Source organism: Actinoplanes sp. NBC_00393 (assembly GCF_036053395.1).
In the GTDB taxonomy this organism is placed as follows: domain Bacteria; phylum Actinomycetota; class Actinomycetes; order Mycobacteriales; family Micromonosporaceae; genus Actinoplanes.
In genome coordinates this window covers 5,437,015-5,458,138 of record NZ_CP107942.1, presented here as the reverse complement: position 1 = coordinate 5,458,138, position 21,124 = coordinate 5,437,015, and the positions used below count along the sequence as shown (strand labels likewise).

Sequence of the window (21,124 nt, the reverse complement as noted above, 5' to 3'; positions counted from 1 at the left end):
GTCACCCCTTCTGTTCGGCGGCGACCGACCGGACGGCGTCCACGACGCGCTCCCGGTCCCGGTCGGTGAGGGCGGAACCGCTGGGCAGGCACAGCCCGCGGTGGAACAGGTCGGCGCTGACCTCGCCGCCGCGCACCACGCAGTCCTGGAAGACCGGCTGGAGGTGCATCGGTTTCCAGGCCGGCCGCGCCTCGATGTCGCGGCCCGCCAGCTCGGCGATGATCCGGTCGCGGCCGGCGCCGAAGCGGCCGGCGTCGACCAGCAGGCAGGTCAGCCAGTAGTTGGGTACGCCGTACCCGGCGATCGGCATGAACTCCAGGCCGGGCAGGTCGCCCAGCGCCGTGCGGTAGAACTCGAAGGTGCGCCGCCGGGACTCGAGCAGCTGGCCGAGCCGCTGCACCTGCCCCCGGCCGACCGCGGCCAGCAGGTTGCTCAGCCGGTAGTTGTAGCCGACGGCGCGGTGCTCGTAGTGCGCAACCGGCTCGCGGGCCTGGGTGGCCAGGTGCCGGGCCTGCTTGGCGACCGCGCTGTCGTCGGTGACGAGCATCCCGCCGCCGCCGGTGGTGATGATCTTGTTGCCGTTGAAGGAGAGCACCCCGGCCAGCCCGAACTGCCCGGCCGGGCGGCCCCGGTAGGTGGCGCCGAGAGCCTCGGCCGCGTCCTCGATCAGCGGTACGCCGTACCGGTCGCAGGCCTCCAGCAGCGGGTCGTAGTCGGCGCACTGCCCGTACATGTCCACGGCGATCACCGCGCGCGGCAGCTGCCCGCGGTCGGCCCGCGCCCGCAGCTCCTCGGCGACCAGGTCCGGATCGATGTTCCAGCTCGCCGGGGTGCTGTCCACGAAGACCGGACGCGCGCCCAGGTACGCCACCGCGTTCGCGGTCGCCGCGAAGGTGAACGAGGGCACCAGCACGGTGTCGCCGCGCCGCACCCCGGCCGCGATCAGGGCCAGGTGCAGCCCTGCCGTGCCGCTGCTGAGCGCCACCGCGTGCCGGACCCCGACCAGCTCGGCCACCTGCGCCTCGAAGGCGTCCAGGTCCGGGCCGACCGGGGCCACCCAGTTCGAGTCGAAGGCGTCGAGCAGCAGCTTGCGCTCGACGTCGCTGACGTCCGGCGGGGACAGGTAGATGCGGGCGTCAGTCATGGACCCGGGTCCTGACCGCCATGATCGGCCAGGCCGGGTGCAGGCCCTGCCGGTGGATGAACATCGGCGAGTCACCGGGGTGCATCGCCGGGCGCAGCGTGGTGGCGAAGCTGCGGTACCCCGCGTCCCGGGCGACCTGCACGTCCCGGTCCCGGAAGTCGACGGCGGGATGCCCGTACGGCGCGGCGAAGTCCCGGACCTCGGCGCCGAGCTCGTCCTCGATCTCGCGTTTCGACTCGATCAGCTCCCGTGCCGCCGCCTCGTCGTCCTGGTCGGCGAGCCGGGTGTGGGTGATCGTGTGCGAGCCGAAGGCGAAGCCGGCCGCGGCCAGATCCCGGCAGTCCTGCCAGGTGAGGTTGCCGGGCTGCCCGACCATGCCGGAGGTCAGGAAGAACATCGCCGGCACCCGCATCTCCAGCAGCACCGGGGCGGCCACGTCCCGCCAGGACAGGTGCGCGTCGTCGAAGGAGAGGCAGAACATCGGCCCGGTGAGCGGCCGCTCGCCGGCCAGGACGGCGAGCGCCTCGTCCCAGGTGAGCATCGGGCCGATCCGCTGCAGGGCGCGCAGGTGGCGGCGCAGGTCGTCGCCGTACTCCGGGAGGACGTCGTGGTAGAAGGGGAAGTACAGCCCGGGCGCGCTGGGCAGGCGGCGCCGGAGCCCGGCCGGCGCCAGGATCCGGCCCTGCAACCGGGGCCGGGCCCGGAGCCGGCTGCGCAGCCCCAACTCGTTCAGGCGTCGCTTGATCGCCGTCGGCGGCTGCATGCGTCCGGCATCCTCCCACTCGTGATCTGGTCGATGGCCACGAAGCGGCGCGTGCACGGTTCAGCGCTGCCCCGCGGCCTTCCACCCACGATGGCAAATGCGTACGGGCGACGGCAGTAGCAATTGTCATAAGGAACGCGAGTAATATTCGCGTCAATTAGAAATAGCCCGATCGGCGTCTTGTGTAATGGCCTGACGGCGGAGTGGAACACCCCGAACGGGCGCGCGGCCAGCAAGACTAGCTGGTCAGGGGCTTGCCGGAGAATTGCTGGGTGCATTAACGAAAAGAAATCCGGCACCCACCTATTCGAGGGAAAGAGTTCGGTCCTTGATCTGTCACCCGGATCTTCGCCCCGGTCAGCGGAGTCCGGCCGCCCGCGACTCCAGATAGCGCTGCTCGGGGAGGCTGAGCGTGAGCCGCGCCGCCAGCCGGTAGTTCTCCCGCGCCCCGTCCCGGTCGCCGGCCAGCTCGAGCAGGTGGGCCCGGACCGCGGCGGTCCGGTGGTGCCGGGCCAGCACCGGATCCCCGGCGACCCGGTCGAGGGCGGCGAGCCCGGCGGCCGGCCCGTCGACCATGGCCCGCGCCACGATCCGGTTCAGCGCCACCATCGGGCTGGGTGCGAGGGCGTGCAGTAGCTCGTACAGGGCAAGGATCTGCGGCCAGTCGGTGTCCTCGGGCCGCGCTGCCTCGTCGTGCACCGCCGCGATCGCGGCCTGTACCTGGAAGGGCCCGACCGGGGCCCGCTGCAGGGCCCGGGTGATGATCGCGACGCCCTCGGCGATCGCCGTGGCGTCCCAGCGGGTCCGGTCCTGCTCGGCGAGCGGGATCAGGGTGCCGTCCGGACCGGTACGCGCGACCCGCCGGGCATCGGTGAGCAGCATCAACGCGAGCAACCCGGCGACCTCGCCGTCCTCCGGCAGGCGCCGGTGCAGCTGCCGGGTCAGCCGGATCGCCTCCCGGGTCAGCTCCACCCGCTGCAACCGCTCGCCGGAACTCGCCGTGTGCCCCTCGTTGAAGATCAGATAGAGCACGTGCCGGACCGCGGTCAGCCGCTGGCCGAACTCGCCCGGCGCGGGCCTCTCGAAGCGTGCGCCGGCCTCCCGGATCCGCTGCTTGGCCCGGCTGATCCGCTGGCCCACGGTGGCCTCCGGCAGCAGCAGCGCCCGGGCGATCTCCGCGGTGCCGAGCCCGCCGACCGCCCGCAGGGTCAGCGTGACCTGCGCCGGCACACTGAGCGCGGGATGGCAGCAGAGCAGCAGCAACGCCAGCTCGTCGTCGCCGCGGACCTCGGGCGCCGGCTCGTGCCACACCGCGTCCTCGCGGCGCCGCCGGGCGGTCTCGGTGCGCAGCAGCTCGATCCGGCGGCGGCTCGCCACCGTGATCAGCCAGTTGCGCGGATGCTCCGGGACGCCGGTCTCCGGCCACTGCCGGGCGGCCGCCAGCAGCGCCTCCTGGACCGCGTCCTCGCAGGTCTCGAAGTCGCCGTAGCGGCGCACCAGGGCGGCCAGGACCTGCGGCGCGCACTCGCGCAGCAGGTCCGGCAGCCCGGTCAGAACTCCCACTCGCTCATGTCCAGGACCGGCCGCAGCTCGACCCGGGTGTACGCGGCGTCCGGCGCCTTCGCGGCCCAGGCGATCGCCTCCTCCCGGTCCGCCACGTCGATCAGGTAGAAGCCGGCCAGATGCTCCTTGACCTCGGCGTACGGTCCGTCGGAGGTGATCGTCTTCCCGTCCCGGACGGAGACCTGGGTGGCCAGCGCCGGATCGCCGAGACCTTCGCTCGCGACCAGCACGCCGGCCTTGCGCATCTCCTCGGTGAGCCGCAGGTGGCCCAGCCCGAGATCGCCCTGCTGCTGCTCGGTCAGCGTCTCCCAGACCGCCAGGGACTGCGGGTTCGACTGGATCAGGATCACGTACTTCACGGATTTCCCCTCTCGTTTCGCCAGGGATGTCGAAACCGGCCGGCCCGGCTTCGACATCCCGGCATGAACGAGATCAGGGAAGTCATCGAACGCAAGGCCGCTCTGCTGGAGACCGGCGACGCCAAGGCCATCCTGTCCTACTACACGCCCACGTTCGTCGAGTACAACCTCGCCCCGCCGCTGCGCCAGCCGGGTGACGCCCGGGACCCGGGCAAGCTGGAGGCGTGGATGGCGACCTTCGAGGCGCCGCCGCGCCGTGAGGTCACCCAGCTGGAGATCACCGTGGACGGCGACGTGGCGTTCGCGACCAGCATCGACTGCCTCAGCGCGGTGCCGCGCGGGTCCACCGAGGGGTTCCGCCTGTGGTTCCGGGTGACGCTGGGGCTGCGCCGCGTCGACGGGCGCTGGTTGGTGGTGCACGAGCACGAGTCGGTGCCGTTCGAGATGGACGGCACGTTCCAGGCGTCGATCGGCCTGGAGCCCTGAAGCACGCCGGGTGCGCTGGGCCCGCCGCCGACGCCCCTCGGCGGCGGGCCTCAGCTGGGGGAAGGCTTTCAGCCGGCCTTCGCCGCGGCGAGCGCTTCGCGTACGACCTCCGCGCTCGCCGGCGTACCCGGCAGTACCCCGTATGCGCCGTAAGGATTCACATAAACCGCCGAGTCCCGTTGGGTTCGCCAGTTCTCGGCGAGCGGCCCGGCGTCCACGGTGTCGAACCCGACCCGGTCGAGGAACTCGGTGACGAGCAGCTTGGCCGCCGCGTCGTCACCGGCGATCGGCAGGGCCGACCGGTCCGCGCTGCCCGCCGGGCGGGCCAGGTCGCCCAGATGGCCGAACCAGATGTTGTTGAAGCCCTTCACCACGCGCGACTCGGCGAGGTGCTTCTGCAGCAGCTCACCGGTGGTGGTGGAGCCGTCCTCCAGTTCGGGGAAGACGCCGTCGCGCTCCGGGTAGTAGTTGTTCGTGTCGATCACCACCTTGCCGGCCAGCGGCTCCGCCGGGACGTCCCGGAAGGCCCGCAGCGGCACGGTCACCACCACGAGGTCCGCGGCTGCCGCGGCCTCGGCGGGAGTCGCCGCCCGGGCGGCCGGGCCCAGCTCCTTGACCAGGTCCTGCAGGGTCTCGGGGCCGCGCGAGTTGCTCAGCACCACGTCGTAACCGGCGGCCACCGCGAGGCGGGCCACAGTGCTGCCGATGTTTCCGCTGCCGATGAGTCCGATCGTCGTCATACCAGCGCGAACCTCCGGCGGATCACGACGATTCCGGCCGGCGGCCACCCGTGACGGGCGGCACACCGGCCGGAGATTCGGGAAGGATTGCGATCAGTTGCGCGGGGCGCCCGCCCAGGAGGCGGTCTCGTAGGGCGCGATCACCATGGCGCACACCGGGTCACCGTCGCAGACCGCGCCGTGCACCACGAAGTCCGGGTCGGTGAACGCCTCCGAGTGGCCGCGGACCAGGTCACGCAGGCTGTTCTTGATCGCCGTCGTGACGTATCCCTCGCTGGTGCCCTCGTGCTCGACGAACAGGCCGCCCTGTCCGTCCAGTCGCTGCACCCAGCCGATGCCGGCCCAGGCCTGCTCGCCCGGCAGGGTCGCGTACTGCTCGGCGTACACGCAGTACAGCTTGTCGCCCCAGGCGCCCTGCGGGGCCGGCGTCTTGCCGGTCGCGTCGACCTGGGTGCCGGGCGGGATCACGCTGGAGAGCCGGACCAGGTTGTAGACCGCGATGTCGGCCTGCACCAGGGCGTCGTGGAAGGCCGAGAGGGTGGTGGAACCCCGGCCGACCACCTTGATGACCGGGATCTCGTCGTAAACCGCGGAGGTCTGCAAGCCAAGCCGTCCTTTGCTCGTTGAGTCGTCAACTCTCGACATGCTCAGTCGGCAGGGCGGCGGCGTACTGAAGGGTTTGCTTGTGGGTAAGACCATGGGATCAAGTCACGCGAGTCGAGGAGAGTCCGTTGTTCCTGCTGTTCGGTCTGCGGACCAAGGACCACATGGCCGGCACCCGCATGATGATCTGCGAGATCTGCGGGTGGGAGGCGCCCCAGTCGGTGCTGCGGCGCAGCACGAAGTTCACCCTGTTCTTCATCCCGCTGTTCCCGGTCAAGCCGAGCCGGGAGTATCTGGTGTGCGGCCACTGCCGCGGTTTCCGCGAGGCCGGTCACGCGCATAACCTGGCCCATCGGGGGTAGGCGGCAGTCGTTTGGTCCGACTGCCCCTGGAGGAGACCGTGACGAGCCCGCAGAGTGGCGGGGACGTGATCGACGTCCTCGTCGCCGACCACCGTGACGTGACCGCCCTGATCGCCAACATTCGGTCGGTCGCCGACCCGATGATCCGGCGTGACCTGACCGACACCGCGATCAGCGAGCTGGTGCGGCACGCCGTGGCCGAGGAGATGTACGTCTACCCGGTCATGAAGAAGTACCTGCCCGAGGGCGAGAAGGCCGTCGAGCACGACATCGAGGAGCACAAGGAACTCGAGGAGACGATGAAGCGCCTCGAGGGCCTCGACGTCGAGACCTCCGAGTTCTCCCAGGCGCTGAACAAGCTGGAGGAGCTGCTCGCCGACCACGTGCAGGATGAGGAGACCGACCAGTTCCCCCAGCTGCGCAGTGTGGTGCCGGCGCAGGAGCTGGTCGAGCTGGCCGGCAAGGTGGAGACCGCCAAGAAGCTGGCGCCCACCCGGCCGCACCCCGGCGCCCCCAACGCCGAGCTGTTCCACAAGCTGGTCGGCCCCGGCGTCGGCCTGGTCGACCGGCTGCGCGACAAGCTGAGCGGCCGCGCCACGAAGTAGCTGATCAGGCCGGCTGGATCCAGTCGAAGGTGCGTTCCACCGCGCGGCGCCAGTTGGCGTACTCGGTGGAGCGCACCTCCGGGTTCATGGCCGGCATCCACTGGCCGGCGATGTGCCAGTTGCGGCGCAGCCCGTCCAGGTCCGGCCAGTACCCGACGGCCAGCCCGGCCGCGTACGCCGCACCCAGCGACACCGTCTCCACCGCGAGCGGCCGGACCAGCGGCACGTCCAGCACGTCCGCGATCATCTGCATCAGCAGGTTGTCCGCGGTCATCCCGCCGTCGACCTTGAGCGTGGTGAGGGTGAGCCCGGAGTTCGCGTTCATCGCGTCGACCACCTCGCGGGTCTGCCAGGCGGTCGCCTCCAGCACCGCGCGGGCCAGGTGGCCCTTGGTGATGTACGAGGTCAGGCCCACGATCACGCCGCGGGCCTCGCTGCGCCAGTACGGCGCGTACAGGCCGGAGAAGGCGGGCACGATGTAGCAGCCGCCGTTGTCCGCCACGGTCCGGGCCAGGGTCTCGATCTCGGGCGCGCTGGAGATCAGCTCGAGCTGGTCGCGGAACCACTGCACCAGCGAGCCGGTGATCGCGATCGAGCCCTCCAGGGCGTACGCCGCCGGCTCGCCGGCGATCTGGTACGCCACCGTGCTGAGCAGCCCGTTCTCCGAGCGCACCAACTCGGTGCCGGTGTTGAGCAGCAAGAAACTGCCGGTCCCGTACGTGCATTTCGCCTCGCCCGGCGTGAAACAGGTCTGCCCGAACAGCGCCGCCTGCTGATCGCCGAGAGCCGCCCCGATCCGCACCCCGGGAAACGCCGCCGTCGCCGTGCCGAACACCCCGATCGACGGCCGCACCTCGGGCAGCATGGCCGGCGGGATGCCGAAGAACGCGCACGCCTCCGGTGACCACTCCAGGGTGCGCACGTCCAGCAGCATCGTGCGGCTCGCGTTGGTGACGTCGGTGACGTGCAGGCCGCCGGTCAGGTTCCAGATCAGCCAGGTCTCCATGGTGCCGCAGAGCACGTCGCCGCGTTCGGCGCGTTCACGCAGGCCGGGGGTGTGGTCCAGGGCCCATTTCAGGCGCGGGCCGGAGAAGTAGGTGGCCAGCGGCAGGCCGGAACGCTCCTGCAGCGACGCCGCCTCTGGTCGGCCGGACAGCTCGTGCACCAGCGCGTCGGTCCGGGTGTCCTGCCAGATGATCGCGCGGCCGATCGGCGTACCGGTCTGCCGGTCCCACAGCACCGTGGTCTCCCGCTGGTTGGCGATGCCCAGCGCGGCCACCTGATCGAGGCCGATTCCGGCCCGGCGCAGCGCCCGCGGCGCCAGCCGTTCCACGTTGCGCCAGATCTCGGCCGCGTCGTGCTCGACCCAGCCGGGTTTCGGGAAGTGTTGTTTGTGCTCCTGCTGGGCGAGGGAGACGAGCTGTCCCCGCCGGTCGAAGACGATGCAGCGGGTGGACGTCGTGCCCTGGTCGATCGCGACCACGTATCGCTCGGTCATCGGGCGGCTCCCAGGTCGCGGGACACCGCGCGGGCGGCGTCGCGGACGTAGCTGACGAGGCGGGGGTGCGGCCGGTAGTGGCTGTCGCAGATGCGCTCGACCGGCCCGGAGATGCCGATCGCGCCGACCACCAGGCCGCCGTAACCGCGGATCGGCGCCGCGACGGCGGCCTGGCCGAGCAGGAACTCCTCGACCTCGGTGGCCCAGCCGGCTTCGCGGACACCCTCCAGCGCGGTGGCGAGCGCGCGGGGCTCCACGATGGTCAGCCGCGTGAACGCCTCGAGATCCGAGAAATCGAAAGAACCGGCCCGGTACGCCAGCAGCACCTTGCCCATCGCGGTGGCGTGCAACGGCAGCAGGGCACCGACGTCGAGGGTCTGGAACGTGTCGTCGGGCCGGAAGACGTGGTGCACGACCAGCACCCGGCCCTCCAGGACGGTGCCGATCCGGACCGCCTCCCCGCTGCGCGCGGCGAGCGGGTCGGCCCAGTTGATCGACCGGGAGCGCAGTTCGTTGATGTCGAGATAGCTGGTGCCCAGGTGCAGCAGCGCGCCGCCGAGCTGGTACTGCCCGGAGACCCGGTCCTGCTCGACGAAACCGACCACCTGCAGCGTGCGCAGGATGCCGTGGGTGGTGCCTTTGGCCAGGTCGAGGGCGCGGGCGATCTCGCTGAGACCGAGCCGGCCCGGGCCAGTCGCCAGTATCCGCAGGATCGCGGCGGCTCGCTCGATCGACTGCACCGTGCCGGGCATGTTTCGGACTCTATGCCACCGCGTGACGACGCGCTGTGGTCGATGTTCGACAATGCCGACCGCTGTTCATTGCCTCATATCCATGCCCTTCCTAGCGTCCAGGACATCGGAATCAGGGAGGGAGCATGGCTACACGACCCAAGATCCCCGGCTTGCTCGGCGAGTTCGCGGCCGAGTTCGCCGGCACGATGATCCTCATTCTGTTCGGTGTCGGCGTGGTGGCGCAGGTCGCCGGGGCCGGTATCGGCGATCACGACAGTATCGCCTGGGCCTGGGGCCTGGGCGTGGTGTTCGGCGTCTACGTCGCGGCGCGGATCAGCGGCGCGCACCTCAATCCGGCGGTCACCATCGCGCTCGCCGTCTTCCAGGGCTTCTCCTGGCGCAAGGTGGCACCGTACATCGTGGCCCAGTTCCTCGGCGCGTTCGTCGCGGCCCTTCTGGTGCGCTGGAACTACACCGAGGTCCTGAACGCGGCGGACCCGGGACTGACCATCAAGACGCAGGGTGTCTTCTCCACCCTGCCGGGCAACGGCACGCTGCCGATCGGCGAGTGGGGCGCGTTCCGCGACCAGATCATCGGCACCGCGATCCTGCTGTTCCTGATCCTCGCGGTCACCGACGTGCTCAGCACACCACCGCAGGCCAACCTGGCCCCGTTCATCATCGGCCTGATCGTCGTCGGCATCGGCATGGCGTGGGGGACCGCCGCCGGCTACGCGATCAACCCGGCCCGTGACTTCGGGCCGAGACTCGCCAGCTTCCTCACCGGTTATGAGGACGCGTTCCGAGATCAGACGGGGTATCTCTACTTCTGGGTGCCGATAGTCGCGCCCATCATCGGTGGTGTCATCGGCGCGGGCCTGTACAAAGTTCTGGTCGGGCGCTTCCTGCCCTCGGCGGAACCGCCGGAGCCGGGCCGGGTACCGACACCCCGTGGAGAGGACGACAACGTGGAGGCACGCCGTGGCTGACTTCGTCGGTGCAGTGGACCAGGGCACCACCAGCACCCGATTCATGATCTTCGATCACGGCGGCAACGAGGTGGGCCGTCACCAACTCGAGCACGAGCAGATCCTGCCTCAGGCCGGCTGGGTGGAGCACAATCCGATCGAGATTTGGGAGCGTACGAACGCGGTGGTGCGCACCGCGATGCAGAAGGCGAACCTGGCGGCGAGCGACCTGGCCGCGGTCGGGATCACCAACCAGCGCGAGACCGCGGTGGTGTGGGACCGGCGCACCGGCCGGCCCTACTACAACGCGATCGTCTGGCAGGACACGCGTACCGACCGGATCGCCTCGGCGCTGGACCGGGACGGGCGCGGCGACGTCATCCGCCGCAAGGCCGGCCTGCCACCGGCCACGTACTTCTCCGGCGGCAAGATCCAGTGGATCCTGGAGAACGTCGACGGCGTCCGCGAGGCGGCCGAACGCGGCGACGCGATCTTCGGCAACACCGACAGCTGGCTGATCTGGAACATGACCGGCGGCGTGGAGGGTGGCAACCACCTCACCGACGTCACCAACGCCAGCCGCACCATGCTGATGAACCTGGAGACGCTGGACTGGGACGACGAGCTGCTGTCGTTCTTCAACATCCCGCGGCAGATGCTGCCGGAGATCCGGCCCTCCTCCGACCCGAACAGCTACGGCTCGGCGCACTCGCCGGGACCGCTGGGCGGCGACGTCCCGATCACCGGGGACCTCGGCGACCAGCAGGCCGCCACGGTGGGCCAGGTCTGCTTCGCACCGGGCGAGGCCAAGAACACCTACGGTACGGGCAACTTCATGCTGCTCAACACCGGGACGAACCTGGTCCGCTCGGAGAACGGGCTGCTCACGACGGTCTGCTACAAGCTGGGCGACGCCGCCCCGGTCTACGCCCTCGAAGGCTCGATCGCGGTCACCGGCTCCGCCGTGCAGTGGCTGCGTGACCAGCTGCACCTCATCCACGAGGCGTCCGAGAGCGAGAGCCTGGCGGCGCAGGTCCCGGACAACGGCGGCGTCTACTTCGTACCGGCGTTCTCCGGCCTGTTCGCGCCCTACTGGCGGTCGGACGCGCGGGGCGCCATCGTCGGGCTGTCGCGCTTCAACACCAGCGCGCACATCGCCCGGGCCACCCTGGAAGCGATCTGCTACCAGACCCGCGACGTGGTCGACGCGATGGCACAGGACTCCGGGGTGACGCTGGACGTGCTCAAGGTGGACGGCGGCATCACCATGAACAACCTCTGCATGCAGATCCAGGCGGACGTGCTCGGCGTGCCGGTCAGCCGCCCGGTGGTGGCCGAGACGACGGCACTGGGCGCCGCATATGCGGCCGGCCTCGCGGTGGGCTTCTGGAAGAACACCGACGAACTGCGCGAGAACTGGAACGAGTCGCAGCGCTGGCAGCCGGACTGGTCGCAGGAACAGCGCGAGCAGGGCTTCGGCAAGTGGAAGAAGGCGGTGCAGCGAACCCTCGACTGGGTGGATGTGGACTGATCATGACAGCTCTTTCTCCGGACTACCGGGACGCCGCCCTGACCACCCTCGCGGAGGCCGAGGTCGACGTGCTGGTGATCGGTGGGGGAGTGGTGGGGGCGGGTTGCGCGCTCGACGCGGTCACCAGGGGTTTGACCGTGGGCCTCGTCGAAGCGCGCGACTTCGCCTCCGGCACCTCCAGCCGGTCCAGCAAGCTGATCCACGGCGGCCTGCGCTATCTGGAGATGCTGGACTTCGGGCTGGTACGCGAGGCGCTGCGGGAACGCGGTCTGATCCTGCAGCGCCTCGCGCCGCACCTGGCCCGCCCGGTCCGGTTTCTCTACCCGCTCCAGCACCACGGCTGGGAGCGGCTCTACGCCGGGCTCGGGGTCACCCTCTACGACACCATGGCGTGGTCGCACTCGCTGCCCCGCCACCGGCACCTGACCCGCCGGGGCGCGCTGCGGGCCTGCCCGTCGCTGCGTTCGGACTCCCTGGTCGGCGCGCTGCAGTACTACGACGCGAAGGTGGACGACGCCCGGCACACCCTGTTCCTGGCCCGGACCGCCGCGGCGTACGGCGCGCACGTCGTCTCCCGCACCGAGGTCGTCGGCTTCCTGCGCGAGGGCGAGCGGGTCACCGGCGTACGCGTCCACGACCTCGAACACGACCGGACCTTCGAGATCCGCGCCCAGCAGGTGGTCAACGCGACCGGGGTGTGGACCGACGACACCCAGAAACTGGTCGGCGAACGCGGGCAGATCCACGTCCGGGCGTCGAAGGGCATCCACCTGGTCGTACCCCGCGACCGGATCCAGTCCTCGACCGGGCTGATCCTGCGCACCGCGTCCAGCGTGCTCTTCGTGATCCCGTGGGGCCGGCACTGGATCGTCGGCACCACCGACACCGACTGGGCCCTGGACAAGGCGCATCCGGCCGCCTCCAGCAAGGACATCGACTACCTGCTCAGAGAGGTGAACAAGGTCCTGTCCCGGCCGCTGGAACGCGCCGACGTGGAAGGTGTCTACGCCGGGCTGCGGCCGCTGCTCACCGGCGAGTCGGACTCGACGTCCAAGCTGTCCCGGGAGCACTCGGTCGGCAGCCCGGTGCCGGGGCTCGTCGTGGTCGCCGGGGGCAAGTACACGACGTACCGGGTGATGGCCAAGGACGCGATCGACGCCTGCGTGCACGGGCTGGCGCGCTCGGTGGCGCGCTGTGTCACCGACCAGGTGCCGCTGGTCGGCGCGGAAGGCTATCCGGCGCTGTGGAACCGGCGGGGTCTGCTGGCCGCCTCCTCCGGGCTGCACGTGGCCCGGGTCGAGCACCTGCTCGGCCGGTACGGCACGCTCACCCAGGAGCTGCTCGACCTGATCCGCGACGATCCGGACCTGGGCCGGCCGATCGAGGGCGCCGACGACTACCTGCGGGCCGAGTTCGTCTACGCAGCCTCGGCCGAGGGGGCCCGGCATCTGGTGGATGTGCTCGCCCGGCGTACCCGGATCTCGATCGAGACGTTCGACCGCGGCACCGTCGCCGCGCGGGACGCGGCCGAGCTGATGGGCCGGGTGCTGGGGTGGACACCCGGCCAGATCGAGCGGGAGGTGGAGAACTACCGGCTGCGGGTGGAGGCCGAACGCGCTTCCCAGGAACAGCAGGACGACGAGACCGCCGACGCGGCACGACTGGGCGCGCCGGACGTCGTACCCCTGCGGTTGTGATCTCTGTGGTTGATTTCGAAGGCCGCGCGGCCGTCAGCTGAAGGCCGCGCGGTTCTCCGAGACCCAAGTCCGGTAGGTGCGGGCCGGGCGGCCGGTGACCTGCTCGACCGTGGGCAGCACGGTGTATCCCGCCTCCGGCGGGTCGGTGCGCATCGCCAGGAAGAACTCGATGTCGTCGTCGCCGAACCCCTGCCCGCGCCACTCGGCGATCATCTCGTCGCGGGACAGCGCGACGAAGCGGATCTCGCGGCCCAGCACCTCGCCGATGATCCGGGCCTGGTCCGGCGGGGTCAGCACCTCGGGTCCGGTCAGCCAGTACTCCCGGCCGTCGTGGCCGTCGGTGGTCAGCACGACCGCGGCGGTCTCGGCGATGTCCCCGTCGTGGATCATCGCGCTGCGGGACTCCGGGAAGCCGGCCCGGATCACCGACTCGGTCCGGACCGACTCGGCCCAATCCAGGGTGTTGGACATGAACTCCACCGGGCCGAGGCCGGTCCAGCGCAGGCCGCTGGCCTCGATCTCCGCCTCGAGCGGGCTCTTCGTGACGTCTCCCTTGAGGATCGACACCTTCGCCAGCCCGCTCTTGATCGCCAGCGCGGCGATCTCGGCGCCGTTGGTCAGCGGGGCGTAGTCGTCACCGAAGGTGATCAGGTGGGCGGCGTCGGCGCCGTCGAAGGCCCGGGCCAGGCCGGCGGTGTCGGCGAGGTTGCCGGCGATCACGTCGACTCCGGCGGGCAGGGCGGCGCGGGCCGGGTCGCGGGTCAGGGCGCGGACCCGGTGGCCGCCCGCGAGCAGGCTGTCGACGAGCGGGCGGCCCACGTTGCCGGTGGCGCCGGTGACCAGGACGGTACGGGTTTCGGCTGTCATGCCCGCAACGTATCGGCCATAGCGGCCGGATCCCGTCCTGAATTCAGGACAGTGCGGCCGCCTCACCAGCTCCCGCCGCTGAGCCGTCACCGTAGCGATCCACCCTGCGCGACCGCTTGGCCGGCCTCCCGCCGCGGCTTTTGGCCGGCCTCCTGCCGCTGAGTTTCAGGCGTCGCGGCCGCGCAGGGTGATCGCCCAGGCTGCGACCAGGGCGAAAGCCCAGATCAGCGCGGCCGCCCAGCCGGCGTCCGGCATCCAGCGCGCGCTCGCCGGCAGGCGCGCGGCCATCAACGGAGCCACGATGACGTACGCCGTGAGCACGATCCCCACCGACGCCACCGTCTGCCGCACGAGTCCGCCGACACCCGCCGCCACCAGCATCGACAGCGCTGCCCGAGGGGTTGCCGACAGCTCCCCGGCCAGCGCCGCGACCACACCGGCGACCGGGAAAGCCAGCACGGTCAGCGCGGCGGTCTTCGCGGCGGCGAGCGGCAGCCGGCGCGGCATCGCCAGCAGGGTGGTCCGGATCTGACCGCCGCCCTGGTACTCGTGTGCCGCGGCCAGCACCCCGAGGACCAGCAGCCCGGCCTGGGTGTGTACGAGCACCGAGCCGGGCAGCCCGACGGCCCGCAGCAGCACCGTCACCGCCGCGGTGAGCAGGGCGGTGATCCACAACGACGGCAGGGTGAGCAGCTTGCCGAGTTCGGCGCGGAACGCGTTCACGCGTCACGTCGCTGGAAGAGGTATCCGGCGATCGCGAGCAGCCCGGCCACCCAGGCGGTCATCACCAGCGCGGCGGTCACCGGCGTGATCCGCACCGGGACGTCGATGCTGCGCAGGAACATGTGCGCACCGACGATGTCCGGCAGGTAGGCGGCGAGCGGCGTCACCTTCGTCAGCAGGTAGGAGAACGACACGACCGCGGAGTTCACGATCAGCAGGGTCAGCGTGATGATGCCGTTGCGGGCGATCAGTGTGATCGCGTACGCCAGAAGCGCGATCAGCGTCCAGTAGAAGACCGCCGCCAGCACCCGGACCGGCTCGGGCGCCGGGACCGCCGTACCGTGCATCTGTTGTGTCAGGGCGAGCGTCGCGACCGCGGTGAGGGCCCCTTGCAGCGCGACCACCAGGCTGAGCGCGGCCGCCTTGGCGGCAATCAGCCGCGTGCGGCGCGGCGCCGCGGTGAGGGTCGCGATGAGCTGGCGTGCCCCCGGAGTGTCCTCGCCGGTCGCGGTGTACTCGCTGCTCACCGTCACCACGCCGAGGATCATCGCGCCGAGTACGCCGATCCCGAGATTCTGGAAACCGATGTCGGAGACGTCGCCCACGATCCCGTCGGCGATCGCCCGGCGGGTCGCGGGCGCGTTGATCACCACGAGCGCGGGCGCCGCCAGCAGACCCAGCACCAGACCCACCCAGGCGGTCCGCAGGCTGAGAAGTTTGCGCAGCTCAGCGCGGACGAGACTCACCACGGTCGGCCGGCCGCGGTCAGCGCCAGGAAGGCGTCCTCCAGCGTCGGATGACCACCGGTCACCTCGGCGAGCGTGCCCCGCGTCACCACCCGGCCCCGATCGATGATCACCACGTCGTCGGCGATCTCGGCCAGCTCGCCCATCAGATGACTGGAGAGCAGAACGGTCCGGCCCTCGTCGGCGCTGTCCCGCAGGAACGCCCGCATCCACCGGATCCCCGCCGGGTCCAGGCCGTTCACCGGTTCGTCCAGGATCAACACCGCCGGATCGCCGAGCAGCGCCGCGGCCAGCCCGAGCCGGCGGCTCATGCCGAGCGAGAACTTCCCGGCCCGCTTCCCCGCGTCGCCGGTGAGACCGACCAGGTCGAGCACCTCCTCGACCCGGGCCCGGGGCAGCCCGTTGCTCGCCGCCACCCAGCGCAGATGGGCGCGGGCGGACCGGGACCGGTGCGCGCCGCTGCCGTCCAGCAGCGCCCCGGCGACGGTCAGCGGGCGGTCCCAGGCAGCGTACGGTCGGCCGTCGATCAGTGCGCTCCCACCGCCCGGGCGGTCCAGCCCGAGCAGGATGCGCAGCGTGGACGTCTTGCCGGCGCCGTTCGGCCCGAGGAAGCCCGTCACCCGGCCGGGCCGCGCCTCGAAACTCACCTCGTGCAGGATCCGGGCCCGGCCCTTGGTCTTGCTGACCTGGTCGATCGTGATCATAGGGCCAGTCAACCGGCGTACCGGACCGGGCACATCGGACCCGGCTCGCAGCTTCCGCGCACCGTCTAAGACCCTGGTCCGAGGACTACAGTCGGGCCCGTGCCCGCCCAACCGTTCCGGAGCAGCCGTGCCACCCCGGCCATCAACGGCGCCGCGGCCCCACCGTTTCGGCGCAGCCGTGCCACCCCGGCCATCGACGGCGCCGCGGCCCCACCGTTTCGGCGCAGCCGTGCCACCTCGGCCATCTTCGGTGCCGGGGCCGCCCAACCGTTTGGGCGCAGCCGTGCCACCCCAGCCAGCGCTGGCGCCGCGGCCGCCCAACCGCGCCCGGCGTGGCGCAGCCGTGCCGTTCCGGTCGTCGCCGTGGTCGCCACCGTGCTGGTCCTTGCGATGTGCACGGTCGGCGCCTCCGGGCCGGCCACCAGGATCATCCCGCCGGTGATCGGCGGCAGCGCTGTCGCCGCGGTGATCTGGGCGGTGCGGCGGTGGCGGGCCGACCGGGCCGACTACGAGCGCCGGCTCACCGAGTGGGCGGCGACCGAGGCCGTCCTCGAGGAGCGCCTGCGGATCGCCCGGGACCTGCACGATCTCGTCTCGCACGGGCTCGGCCTGATCACCGTGCGCGCGGCCAGCACCCGCCACCTGCCGAAACCGCCCGAGGTGGGGGAGGCGCTCACCGACATCGAGGAGGCCAGCCGGCACGCCACCGCCGAACTCCGTCGCATGCTCACGGTGCTCCGGGAACCGGGGGCGGGCGGTCCGCGTACCCCGCTGGAGAACCTGGACGCCCTGCCCGGCATCGTGCGGGCCGCCGAAGCGGCCGGGCTGCGACCGCGGCTGGCGGCCGAGCCGCTGGGCGAGGTCACGCAGGGAGTGCAGGTCGCGGTCTGCCGGACGGTACGCGAAGGCCTGAGCAACACCGCCCGCCACGCCGGCCCGTCGTCGGACGTGCTCGTACGCGTCCACCGCGACGGCTCGTTCGTGGTGGTCAGCGTGGCCGACCGGGGCCCGTCGACACCGGGCTGGCGCGCCGTGCCGGGCGCCGGCCACGGCTTGGACGGCCTGCGCGAGCGGATCACCAGCCTGGGCGGAACCCTGCTGGCCGAGCCCGTCGACGGCGGCTTCCGCCTGACCGCCCGCATCCCCGACGAGGCCGGCGCATGACGGCTTGCTGTTCCGGCGAGGCCGGCGCATGACGGCTTGCTGTTCCGGCGAGGCCGGCGCATGACGGCTATTCGGGTGCTGCTGGTTGATGATCAGCCGCTGCTTCGGCAGAGCCTGTCCATGATCATCGACAACGAGCCGGATCTGGCCGTCGTCGGCCAGGCCGGAGACGGCGCGGACGCGGTGCGTCGGGCCCGGTCAGCCCAGCCTGATGTGGTGCTGATGGACGTACGGATGCCGGGTCTGGACGGCCTCGAAGCCACCCGCCGCATCTGCGCCGACCCCGCCCTGACCGGCGCCCGGGTACTCGTGCTGAGCATGTTCGAACTCGACGAGTACGTCTACGCGGCCCTGCACGCCGGCGCCTCGGGTTTCCTGCTGAAGGATGCCCGCCCGGAAGAACTGCTCGACGCCGTCCGGCGCACCCACCGCGGCGAGTCCCTCTTCGCGCCCTCGATCCTGACCCGCCTGGTCGCCCACTACGTAGCGGCGCCCCGCCCGGACCGCCCACCCGCCGAACTGCGCACCCTCACCCCGCGCGAGGTGGAGGTGCTCGCCCTGATCGGCAACGGCCTCTCCAACGACGAGATCGCCGCCGCCCTGGTCATCTCCGTCAAGACCGTCAAGACGCACATCACCCACCTGCTCGCCAAACTGTCCGCCCGCGACCGGGCCCAGCTGGTCATCGCCGCCTACAACGCCGCCCTGGTCCGCCCCCGCTGACCCCCCGCCAGGCTGCACCACGCCGGCGCACCGTGCCGTGCCGGGGCGTGCCGCGCCGTGCCGTGCCGGCCGTGCCAGGCCGCTCCACGCCCGGCCTCGAGTGCGACCCGCCTCACCCGAGCCCCCGCCTCACCCGAGCCCACCCGCCTCGCCGAGCCACCGGCCCCGCCGTCACCCGTGTCCGGCCGTTACCGCTCCAACGTGCGGCCGAGCCCCATTTTCGCGGCCTGATGATCAGCCGGCCGCGCAGTAGAGACCTTTGCGAGCGCTTGAGACAGCCCCAACGCGCGGCCGGCCTTCCAGAAACGCTCTGGATGATCAGCGAGCCGCACGCCGAGGCGGTGACCTCGGTTGTCCACAGTCCCGGCTTGTCCACAGGGCCGCGAACTCAGCAGCGAGGAAAGCGCGATGCTGTCGCGATGCCTGTCGCACCCCGGGTTCCGGCCGAACTCCGCGAACACCCCTTTCGCGGCTCGAGCGCCGTCCGCTCCGGGCTCATCAGCAAACCCATGCTGCGCGGCTCGCACTGGCGGCAGTTGCTGCGCGACGTGTATCTGCACCGGGACGCTCCGCTGGACCACCGGACCTGGTGCCGCGCCGTCGCGCTCAGGCTGCCGGCCGGTGCCGCGATCGGCGGTCTGAGCGCTGCCCTGCTCTGGGGCCTCGATTGCCGCACGAAACAGGTCTCCGTAGTCATGCCGCGCAACCGGAGTACCCGACTGGTCAACCAGCTCGCGGTGCACTACACGATTCTCGCCGAGAACGACCTCACCGTCCGCGACGGAATGCCGGTCACGACGCCCACGCGGACCGCCTTCGACCTCGGCCGCCGCCTCCCGCGAGCCGACGCCCTGCCACTGCTCGACGCGATGCTCCACCGGCATCTGGTGAGCCGGGACGCGCTGCGTGCCCTGATCTTGCGACGCTTCGCCTGGCCGGGCAGCGCCGCCCTCTACGACCTGCTGACGCTCGCGGACGCGCGGGCCGAGTCGCCGATGGAGTCGCGGCTGCGGCTGCTGCTGGCCGACGCCCGGCTACCGCCCGGCGTTCCGCAGTTCGAGGTCCGGCACCTAGACGGCCGGCCACTGGCCCGGGTCGACCTGGCCTGGCCGGATGCCGCCCTGATCGTCGAGTACGACGGTGACCACCACCGGACTCCGGCGCGGTTCCGGCAGGACGTCGCCAGGCTGAACGCGCTGCGGATGGCCGGATGGACAGTTCTGCGTTTCACCGCGGACGACGTGCTGCGCAACCCGCAGCACGTCGTCGCCACGGTGACGGCCGCGCTTGCCGAGAAAGCTCAGCACTTCATCCAGGACACGTGGTAAATCGTCTCCAGATTGCCGTCGGAGGAGTCCATCGTCAGGAAATTGGTGGTGGCCTGTTTCGCCGTGCCGGCGTTGACCCGCAGTTCGGTGTTGACGTTCAGGTATCGCTTCTCACCGCACGGCAGGAACGACATCGAACTGATCTCCACCTTGTCGGTGCGCTGCCAGTTCTCCGCCATGTAACCCTTGAACTCGTGCCGGATCCGGGTGGTGTGCGGTTCACCCTGGAAGTAGTAGTGCGCCGTTTCCGATCCGCTCGCACCCTCCTCGAGCCCGGCGTATCCGCGGTAGTCGGCGCCGGCGATCGCGTACGTGTACCCCTCCGGAACGTGCACGTCCAGGGCGAGCTGGCAGTTCTTCCGGAAGTCGGTGGGTTTGGCGTCCGGCCCGACCGAGGCGACGAATTCGCTGTACGCGACCGTGAACGCCTTGTTGTCCGGCGACACCGACACCACCGCGGAGCCTTTCGGACAGCCGGAGCCGTTGGCCGCGACCACGTCGATGACCATCTCCTCGGGCGGTGGCGGCGCGGTCACCCAGCCTGTGGCCGGCGCCCCCAGCGTCGAGACGAGCATGGCGCCGGCGGCGATCGCGGAAAGCATGAATTTTCCTCCAGGTAAATCCAGGGAACTCGGGAATGCGCCTCGCAAAAAGGTTCGGGCGCCGCTGAAAAACGTACGTACAGCCGGTTGCGCGGCGCAGGAAATAGCGTGAGGGAAACGCTTGCCGGTGTGCTGCCGGGCCGGTTAATTGACCGTCCGGGCGCATGGTGGCCGGACGTCCGGACAGACATTCCCGAAACGCCGGACAAGGGAGCCGGTCGATGCTAGGTCGACAGGCAGCCGAAGCGGTGCGACCGTGGGGGCATGACTGACATCGATGTCGCGGCAGAGAACAAGAGGCGTTTCCTGGACGCGTTCGGCCGGTTCGCGGCGGGGGACACCGACGTGCTTTTCGAGATCATCCGAGAGGATTTCGTGACGCACAGTCCGGGCGCCCCGTCCGGCCGGGACGCGTGGATCGAGTTCATCAAGAACTCCCCGCTGGCCACCGCCCGGCTGGAGTTGCAGCACGTCGTCGCCGACCCCGAGTTCGTGGTGGCGCACTATCACCTGTTCCCGGTCGAGGGGACGCCCGAGGCGGTGGTCGACATCTGGCGGTTCGAGGACTTCATGATCGTCGAGCACTGGGACGTCAGTCGTCCGCTGGAGCCGTGAGGTCCGGGCGCCCGCCCGGGTGGGTGACCGTGGCGCCGGAGGCCGCCACCGCGCGCCGGGCCGCGGCCTCCGGCGATGCGCCGCGCAGCAGGGCGACCGTCAGCGCCGCCGTCAGGGCGTCACCGCCGCCGGTGGTGTCGACGACCGGCTCGTCACCGAGCGGAATCAACAGGTCGCCGACGGAGCCGTCGCGCCAGACGAAGTAGTTCGCGTCCGGCAGGCCGAGGGCGAACAACCGCGGCCCCTCGATCTTGAGAACCGCGTCCCGCAGCGCGGCCGGATCCTTCGCCGGCAGGCCGGTGAGCAGCTCGGTCTCGTTGTCGTCGGTGCGTACCACGTCGGCCGCGGCCAGCAGGGCCGCCCGGTCGGCATCCTCGCCGGGCGCGCCGTCCAGCACCACCAGCGCGCCCTGCGCACGCCCCAGCCGGGCTGCGGCGAGTGCCGCGGGCCCGGGTTGCTGCAGTTGCACGAGTACGCCCTGAGCCCCCCCGGAACACCGCTTCAGCAGCCGCGACGTCCTCCGGGGTGAGCAGCACCGGCTCCGGCAGATGCTGCAGATACCGCCAGGTCCCGTCCGCCTCCAGAACCTCCACGATCAC

The 21,124-nt window shown here is 71.1% G+C and carries 24 protein-coding genes; 10 read left to right on the top strand and 14 right to left on the bottom strand.

The window, feature by feature from the left end; all coding sequences use genetic code 11:
* Position 1 precedes the first annotated feature (1 nt).
* The 4 genes from OHA21_RS25495 to OHA21_RS25480 form a co-directional block, all read right to left on the bottom strand.
* Positions 2-1,144: a DegT/DnrJ/EryC1/StrS family aminotransferase gene (locus OHA21_RS25495; RefSeq protein ID WP_328477824.1), complete on the bottom strand. Its 1,143-nt coding sequence runs from the start codon at positions 1,142-1,144 to the stop codon at positions 2-4.
* Positions 1,137-1,907, bottom strand: a complete 771-nt coding sequence (locus OHA21_RS25490; protein WP_328477822.1) for a polysaccharide deacetylase family protein — start codon at positions 1,905-1,907, stop codon at positions 1,137-1,139. Before OHA21_RS25490 ends, OHA21_RS25495 begins: the two co-directional genes overlap by 8 nt.
* Positions 1,908-2,264: 357 nt before the next feature.
* A complete protein-coding gene (locus OHA21_RS25485) occupies positions 2,265-3,470 on the bottom strand; it encodes an RNA polymerase sigma factor (RefSeq protein WP_328477820.1) in 1,206 nt (401 codons plus the stop codon).
* Positions 3,458-3,829: a YciI family protein gene (locus OHA21_RS25480; RefSeq protein WP_328477818.1), complete on the bottom strand. Its 372-nt coding sequence runs from the start codon at positions 3,827-3,829 to the stop codon at positions 3,458-3,460. The genes OHA21_RS25485 and OHA21_RS25480 overlap by 13 nt, the downstream gene beginning before the upstream one ends.
* 63 nt (positions 3,830-3,892) lie before the next feature.
* On the opposite strand from OHA21_RS25480, the gene OHA21_RS25475 reads away from it, so the two are divergent.
* Complete coding sequence (locus tag OHA21_RS25475; RefSeq protein WP_328477816.1) at positions 3,893-4,315, top strand: nuclear transport factor 2 family protein; 423 nt, start codon at positions 3,893-3,895, stop codon at positions 4,313-4,315.
* Positions 4,316-4,383: 68 nt separating this feature from the next.
* Here OHA21_RS25475 and OHA21_RS25470 read toward each other — a convergent pair whose 3' ends face one another.
* Together OHA21_RS25470 and OHA21_RS25465 are read right to left on the bottom strand one after the other, a co-directional pair.
* Positions 4,384-5,055, bottom strand: coding sequence for an NADPH-dependent F420 reductase (locus tag OHA21_RS25470; RefSeq protein ID WP_442875140.1), 672 nt, complete (start codon positions 5,053-5,055; stop codon positions 4,384-4,386).
* 93 nt (positions 5,056-5,148) lie between these two features.
* Positions 5,149-5,658, bottom strand: coding sequence for a pyruvoyl-dependent arginine decarboxylase (locus OHA21_RS25465; protein ID WP_328477814.1), 510 nt, complete (start codon positions 5,656-5,658; stop codon positions 5,149-5,151).
* Positions 5,659-5,786: 128 nt separating this feature from the next.
* Here OHA21_RS25465 and OHA21_RS25460 point away from each other — a divergent pair, with 128 nt between their 5' ends.
* Both OHA21_RS25460 and OHA21_RS25455 read left to right on the top strand, forming a co-directional pair.
* Entirely contained in the window at positions 5,787-6,020 is a 234-nt protein-coding gene (locus tag OHA21_RS25460) for a zinc-ribbon domain-containing protein (RefSeq protein WP_328477812.1), read from the top strand.
* A 38-nt stretch (positions 6,021-6,058) separates the two neighbouring features.
* Positions 6,059-6,625, top strand: coding sequence for a hemerythrin domain-containing protein (locus tag OHA21_RS25455; protein ID WP_328477810.1), 567 nt, complete (start codon positions 6,059-6,061; stop codon positions 6,623-6,625).
* A gap of 4 nt (positions 6,626-6,629) precedes the next feature.
* On the opposite strand, the gene glpK (OHA21_RS25450) is transcribed toward OHA21_RS25455, so the two are convergent.
* The gene (glpK, locus tag OHA21_RS25450) at positions 6,630-8,123 is read right to left on the bottom strand and encodes a glycerol kinase GlpK (protein WP_328477808.1); all 1,494 of its coding nucleotides are present in this window, start codon (positions 8,121-8,123) and stop codon (positions 6,630-6,632) included.
* The gene (locus OHA21_RS25445; protein ID WP_328477806.1) at positions 8,120-8,875 is read right to left on the bottom strand and encodes an IclR family transcriptional regulator; all 756 of its coding nucleotides are present in this window, start codon (positions 8,873-8,875) and stop codon (positions 8,120-8,122) included. Before OHA21_RS25445 ends, glpK (OHA21_RS25450) begins: the two co-directional genes overlap by 4 nt.
* Before the next feature lie 125 nt (positions 8,876-9,000).
* Between OHA21_RS25445 and OHA21_RS25440 the strand changes: the two genes are divergently transcribed.
* Genes OHA21_RS25440 through OHA21_RS25430 form a run of 3 tightly spaced genes read left to right on the top strand, consistent with a single transcriptional unit; the run spans position 9,001 to position 13,053 of the window.
* Positions 9,001-9,846, top strand: coding sequence for an MIP/aquaporin family protein (locus OHA21_RS25440; protein ID WP_328477804.1), 846 nt, complete (start codon positions 9,001-9,003; stop codon positions 9,844-9,846).
* The gene (glpK, locus tag OHA21_RS25435; RefSeq protein ID WP_328477802.1) at positions 9,839-11,356 is read left to right on the top strand and encodes a glycerol kinase GlpK; all 1,518 of its coding nucleotides are present in this window, start codon (positions 9,839-9,841) and stop codon (positions 11,354-11,356) included. Before OHA21_RS25440 ends, glpK (OHA21_RS25435) begins: the two co-directional genes overlap by 8 nt.
* Positions 11,353-13,053, top strand: coding sequence for a glycerol-3-phosphate dehydrogenase/oxidase (locus tag OHA21_RS25430; protein ID WP_442875174.1), 1,701 nt, complete (start codon positions 11,353-11,355; stop codon positions 13,051-13,053). The genes glpK (OHA21_RS25435) and OHA21_RS25430 overlap by 4 nt, the downstream gene beginning before the upstream one ends.
* Positions 13,054-13,086: 33 nt before the next feature.
* Here the strand turns inward: OHA21_RS25430 and OHA21_RS25425 are convergent, their stop codons facing one another.
* The 4 genes from OHA21_RS25425 to OHA21_RS25410 all read right to left on the bottom strand — a co-directional run bounded on the left by OHA21_RS25425 (position 13,087) and on the right by OHA21_RS25410 (position 16,093).
* Positions 13,087-13,920 (bottom strand): SDR family oxidoreductase, encoded by an 834-nt coding sequence (locus OHA21_RS25425; RefSeq protein WP_328477798.1) that lies wholly within the window; start codon positions 13,918-13,920, stop codon positions 13,087-13,089.
* A 165-nt stretch (positions 13,921-14,085) separates the two neighbouring features.
* On the bottom strand, positions 14,086-14,643 hold the full coding sequence (locus tag OHA21_RS25420; protein WP_328477796.1) for a hypothetical protein: 558 nt from the start codon (positions 14,641-14,643) through the stop codon (positions 14,086-14,088).
* Positions 14,640-15,389, bottom strand: a complete 750-nt coding sequence (locus OHA21_RS25415; RefSeq protein ID WP_328477794.1) for a hypothetical protein — start codon at positions 15,387-15,389, stop codon at positions 14,640-14,642. Before OHA21_RS25415 ends, OHA21_RS25420 begins: the two co-directional genes overlap by 4 nt.
* On the bottom strand, positions 15,386-16,093 hold the full coding sequence (locus OHA21_RS25410; RefSeq protein WP_328477792.1) for an ABC transporter ATP-binding protein: 708 nt from the start codon (positions 16,091-16,093) through the stop codon (positions 15,386-15,388). Before OHA21_RS25410 ends, OHA21_RS25415 begins: the two co-directional genes overlap by 4 nt.
* A gap of 99 nt (positions 16,094-16,192) precedes the next feature.
* Here OHA21_RS25410 and OHA21_RS25405 point away from each other — a divergent pair, with 99 nt between their 5' ends.
* The 3 genes from OHA21_RS25405 to OHA21_RS25395 all read left to right on the top strand — a co-directional run bounded on the left by OHA21_RS25405 (position 16,193) and on the right by OHA21_RS25395 (position 19,308).
* The gene (locus OHA21_RS25405; protein WP_328477790.1) at positions 16,193-17,257 is read left to right on the top strand and encodes a sensor histidine kinase; all 1,065 of its coding nucleotides are present in this window, start codon (positions 16,193-16,195) and stop codon (positions 17,255-17,257) included.
* A 60-nt stretch (positions 17,258-17,317) separates the two neighbouring features.
* Complete coding sequence (locus OHA21_RS25400; protein ID WP_328477788.1) at positions 17,318-17,980, top strand: response regulator transcription factor; 663 nt, start codon at positions 17,318-17,320, stop codon at positions 17,978-17,980.
* 419 nt (positions 17,981-18,399) lie between these two features.
* Positions 18,400-19,308, top strand: a complete 909-nt coding sequence (locus tag OHA21_RS25395; RefSeq protein ID WP_328477786.1) for a DUF559 domain-containing protein — start codon at positions 18,400-18,402, stop codon at positions 19,306-19,308.
* On the opposite strand, the gene OHA21_RS25390 is transcribed toward OHA21_RS25395, so the two are convergent.
* Positions 19,281-19,910, bottom strand: a complete 630-nt coding sequence (locus tag OHA21_RS25390; RefSeq protein ID WP_328477784.1) for a DUF4360 domain-containing protein — start codon at positions 19,908-19,910, stop codon at positions 19,281-19,283. The genes OHA21_RS25395 and OHA21_RS25390 overlap by 28 nt on opposite strands.
* A gap of 264 nt (positions 19,911-20,174) precedes the next feature.
* Between OHA21_RS25390 and OHA21_RS25385 the strand changes: the two genes are divergently transcribed.
* Positions 20,175-20,525 (top strand): nuclear transport factor 2 family protein, encoded by a 351-nt coding sequence (locus OHA21_RS25385; RefSeq protein ID WP_328477782.1) that lies wholly within the window; start codon positions 20,175-20,177, stop codon positions 20,523-20,525.
* On the opposite strand, the gene OHA21_RS25380 is transcribed toward OHA21_RS25385, so the two are convergent.
* Entirely contained in the window at positions 20,503-20,994 is a 492-nt protein-coding gene (locus OHA21_RS25380; protein WP_328477780.1) for a PfkB family carbohydrate kinase, read from the bottom strand. The two genes, OHA21_RS25385 and OHA21_RS25380, sit on opposite strands and share 23 nt — an antisense overlap.
* Positions 20,995-21,124: the final 130 nt, after the last annotated feature.